6 protein-coding genes are annotated in these 3767 nt (G+C 65.9%); 3 read left to right on the top strand and 3 right to left on the bottom strand.

Going from position 1 to position 3767, the window contains the following annotated elements; genetic code table 11:
* Positions 1–1132, bottom strand: a 1132-nt coding sequence (locus tag ACFP9U_RS24240; RefSeq protein ID WP_378625357.1) for an efflux RND transporter periplasmic adaptor subunit, incomplete at its 3' end; no start/stop codon positions are given.
* A 204-nt stretch (positions 1133–1336) separates the two neighbouring features.
* On the opposite strand from ACFP9U_RS24240, the gene rpsU reads away from it, so the two are divergent.
* The 3 genes from rpsU to ACFP9U_RS24225 all read left to right on the top strand — a co-directional run bounded on the left by rpsU (position 1337) and on the right by ACFP9U_RS24225 (position 3128).
* Positions 1337–1564 carry a 30S ribosomal protein S21 gene (gene rpsU, locus ACFP9U_RS24235; RefSeq protein WP_322452866.1) on the top strand — a complete coding sequence of 76 codons (228 nt, stop codon included), beginning with the start codon at positions 1337–1339 and terminating at the stop codon, positions 1562–1564.
* A 130-nt stretch (positions 1565–1694) separates the two neighbouring features.
* The gene (locus ACFP9U_RS24230; protein ID WP_378625356.1) at positions 1695–2549 is read left to right on the top strand and encodes a tetratricopeptide repeat protein; all 855 of its coding nucleotides are present in this window, start codon (positions 1695–1697) and stop codon (positions 2547–2549) included.
* Positions 2550–2639: 90 nt separating this feature from the next.
* On the top strand, positions 2640–3128 hold the full coding sequence (locus ACFP9U_RS24225; protein ID WP_378625355.1) for a DUF992 domain-containing protein: 489 nt from the start codon (positions 2640–2642) through the stop codon (positions 3126–3128).
* A gap of 134 nt (positions 3129–3262) precedes the next feature.
* On the opposite strand, the gene ACFP9U_RS24220 is transcribed toward ACFP9U_RS24225, so the two are convergent.
* Together ACFP9U_RS24220 and ACFP9U_RS24215 are read right to left on the bottom strand one after the other, a co-directional pair.
* Entirely contained in the window at positions 3263–3502 is a 240-nt protein-coding gene (locus ACFP9U_RS24220; RefSeq protein WP_322452863.1) for a hypothetical protein, read from the bottom strand.
* Between the two features lie 121 nt (positions 3503–3623).
* On the bottom strand, positions 3624–3767 hold a 144-nt coding region (locus ACFP9U_RS24215; protein ID WP_378625358.1), incomplete at its 5' end, for an NAD(P)(+) transhydrogenase (Re/Si-specific) subunit beta.

The raw sequence follows: 3767 nt of genomic DNA, 5'->3' as shown, positions 1-3767 counted from the left end.
CGAATTCCGGCGACTCCACGGTGGCCGTCGGCAGTCGTGCGCCGCCGGCCGCCCCGCGCGCGGCGGTTTCCGCCCCGACATCCTCCTCGCGGATGCGTACGCTCTCCCCTTCACGCACGAACCCTTGCCCGATGGTGATCAGGCGCAGCCGTTGCGGAAGGCCGCCGACCCAGATGCCGTCGCCTTGCGCGCGCACGATCTCGACGGGATAAAAGCGCACCCGACCGTCTTCGTTGACCGCCTTCACACCGAGATCACCCGCATCGCTCAGCGCCAGAATGGCCGGGGAGATGAAATGGGCGGCGGCCTGCCCGGTCTGGAAGCGCACCTCAGTGCTGACGACGGAGGGGATCCGCCGCTCGGTATTGGGAACGCGTATCTCGACGCGGAAAGTGCGGGTCTGCGGGTCGGCCGCCGGCGCCACGAAACAAACCCGGCCCTTGGCGAGATCGTCGGTGGCGAAGCTCACCACGGCCGCACGGCCGACATCGACGCTGCCGATGTCGCGCTGCGAAATGTGGAGCGCGACGCGCAGGGGAGCGTTGTCGACGATGCGCGCGATCGAGGTTCCGACCGGCGCGGACTCGCCGCTGTTGACGAAGACGTCGCTGACGATGCCGGAGATCGGCGCCTCGATGGTGGTATCGCGTATCTCCTCGCGCACACGCTCGAGCGCGGCGCGGCCTTCTTCGAGCTGCGAGCGCAGTTCGCGTACGCGCGCCGGTGTTGCAAAACCCTGCGCCTCGAGTTCCAACAGCGCCTCGAGATCCGCCTCGAGGCTTTCCACCCGCGCCTCGGTGCTGACGAGACGGCTCTGGCGCGCATCCAGCCGCACCCGCGCCAGCACCGTGCCCGCCTCAACGGTGTCGCCCTGCTGCGCCTCCACCGCGGCGAGCGTGCCGCCGACCGTGGAGATGACCTCCGTCGTGCGGTAGGGCTCGGCAACGCCCTGGGCGTAGATGTATTGGGGAACTTCTTCGGCCGTCGACGGGCGGACCGCCACCAGGGTGGGTTGCGGCGCCGGGGTCTCCGTCGCCTCGTCCTGCCCGCGGCCATCGATCAAAAGCCCGCTTGCAAGCCATGCCGCAACGGCGACGAAAATGCCGATGGCTATCCAGATGGACGTCCTCAAGAAGACCCTTTCGGCGCGTTCTCTGCTGCCAGGCCTAACCGAAAAGCCGGAGTACTGTTCCCCTTTTCCGGGCTCGACAAAAGCCCCGGACTTTGCTATCTGCGATTAGCCTGCGGTGGAATCCTGCCGCGGGGTAATGGTGTTGAACCCGCTCAAGCTGGGGTCGGACCACCGGATATCAACGCTTCGACAGGAAACGAGAGAGTGCAGGTACTCGTCCGCGACAACAATGTTGATCAGGCGCTTCGCGCGCTTAAGAAAAAGATGCAGCGCGAAGGCATCTTCCGCGAGATGAAGATGCGCGGGCATTACGAGAAGCCTTCCGAAAAGCGCGCCCGCGAAAAGGCCGAGGCGGTCCGCCGCGCGCGCAAGCTGGCGCGCAAGCGCGCCCAGCGAGAAGGTATCATCGGCGGACGGGCCGCGGCGCGCTGAGCGCCCAGATTTCGTCTCTTTCCGCGGTTTTGGTGCGCAAGGTGGCGCGACGAGTCTCATCGCCGCCACCTTTTTTATTGAACGGCTTTGGCCCGGGGGCGGGGGACAACAGGGGAAGACAGGAACTGCGATGTCTGATGCGATGACCGCCGCGAACCGGTATTTCCGTGCCGGGCGAACCGCCCTCGCCCTGACGGCGATGCTGTCGCTGGCCGCCTGCAGCACCACCGAACCGTTGAGCAGCCTGGCACCGATCGATGCCGCGCAGGGCTCGGAGGAGAACATCGCCTCGCTCACGGCGGTGATCGAGCGCACGCCCAACGATCCGGAAGGCTATAACATCCGTGGCAGCGCCTACGGCCGGGCCGGCCAGTACCGCGAGGCCTTGCGGGACTTCGATCAGGCGATCGCGCTCGACCCGCGTTCCTTCCGTGCCTATGCAAACCGGGCGCTCATCCACCGCTATATGGGCGACCAGCAGAAAGCGCTGGCCGACTACAACAAGGCCATCGAACTCAATCCCCGCTACGACGCCGCCTATATTGGCCGCGGCGAGATCTACCGCCTGGCCGGCCGCACGAGCGAGGCCTTCAGCGATTTCGAGCAGGCGATCCAGCTCGATACCACCGACCCGCGCGCCTATTACCGGCGTGGGCTGCTTTACCAGGCGAGCAATCAGCACCAGTTCGCCATCGAGGACTTCGCCTCCGCCATCTCGCTGGCGCCCAGCCAGCCTTATGCCTATAACGGACGCGGACTGTCCTATCTCGCCATCGGCGACGAGGAAAACGCCTTCACCGATTTCAACACCGCGATACGCCTCAACGAAGACCTGGCCGAGAGTTGGGCCAACCAGGCGCTTGTCTATGAAAGGCGCGGCGAGAACGACCGCGCGGCGCGCTCCTACGCCCGCGCGCTGCAACTCGACCCCGAGTACGCACCGGCCCGCGAAGGACTCGCGCGCACCAAAGGCTCGAGCGTCTGATACCCGGCGGCCCGCCGCCTCTCGAAGACCGCTTGGAACGAACACCGCCCCCTCCCGTTTGCCCGGCAGGAAAAACGGGAGTTTTCGATCATGCGCAAAGGCACGGTTCTCTTGGCCGCCGCGGCGTTCACAGCCGCCACCTCCGCCCCGCCCGCCGCCGCACAGGAGCGCACGGAAGTGGGCGTCCTCGATTGTATCATCGAAGGCGGGATGGAACTGGCGGTCATCTCCTCGAAGGAGTTTTCCTGCACCTTCCAGCCGGCCGACGACACACGCCCGCCGGAAAGCTATGTCGGCGTGGTCAACCGCTTCGGGCTCGAGATCGGAGCGACGAGCGAACGCGTGATGCGCTGGCTCGTGCTGGCCCCGACGACGGCGGAACCGAACGCCCCCGGCGCTCTGGAAGGCAATTATGTCGGCCCCAGCGCGGAAGTGACCGCGGGGGTCGGTGGCGGCGCCAATATCCTGGTAAGCGAGGGTGACCGCAACCTGGTCCTTCAGCCGGTAAGCCTGCAGGCTCAGACAGGTCTCAATATCGCCGTGGGCGTCAGTGCCTTTCAGCTGCGCTCTGCCCCGTAAGCTTGATGAAGACAGGTCGGCCGGAATCCGGAGCAAAGCGGGAATGTCAGTGCCGGGCAGCAGCATTACGGTGCGGCCCAGGCTCCCGCGCCGACACCCCTGAAGATCGCACTACGCTGTAGCCGGGCGTGCCTCTAAAAAGCCGCGCCCCACAACAGAAGCAGGAGGCCCAGGACGAACAGGAGCGCGCCCAGCCAGTTGCGCCCGAAGCCGAGGAAGCGCAGCCCCTGCCTGGGAGGCTCCAGCGTCGTATCGTCGGTGCCATGCTGCGATCGCGGCGGATCGCTCAGCCGCCGGCTCCAGAGAGTCACATAGGCCATGTGGATGAGGCCCAGGATGACCAGCAGTGCCCCGAGCCAGATGAGAGCAACCATGTCCCTGGTCTCCGTTCGCAGGGTCCGTCGTTCCGGGATATCTAGGGCGGTCGGCTCTCGGGGACCACCAACGAAAAAGCCCGGCGCGAGGGCCGGGCTTCTGATTGCTTGAAACGAGCACCTACTGTTCGAGCGCCTTGACGATGTCCTCGGTCATTTTCTTTGCGTCGCCGAGCAGCATCATGGTTCCGTCCTTGTAGAACAGGGTGTTGTCGATGCCGGCGTAGCCGGAGCCGAGCGAGCGCTTGACGAACAGGCAGGTGCG

It is taken from the genome of Nitratireductor sp. GCM10026969, from assembly GCF_042660605.1.
Classification (GTDB): Bacteria; Pseudomonadota; Alphaproteobacteria; order Rhizobiales; family Rhizobiaceae; genus Chelativorans.
Note: the sequence above shows the minus strand (reverse complement) of the source record. Positions and strands in the feature narration are given on the sequence as shown.

What these genes read in the sequence shown, in the direction of transcription:
- ACFP9U_RS24230 (WP_378625356.1), top strand. Translation starts at nt 1,695, where the DNA reads ATGTCTGATGCGATGACCGCCGCGAACCGGTATTTCCGTGCCGGGCGA.
- ACFP9U_RS24220 (WP_322452863.1), bottom strand. Translation starts at nt 3,502, where the DNA reads ATGGTTGCTCTCATCTGGCTCGGGGCACTGCTGGTCATCCTGGGCCTC.
- ACFP9U_RS24225 (WP_378625355.1), top strand. Translation starts at nt 2,640, where the DNA reads ATGCGCAAAGGCACGGTTCTCTTGGCCGCCGCGGCGTTCACAGCCGCC.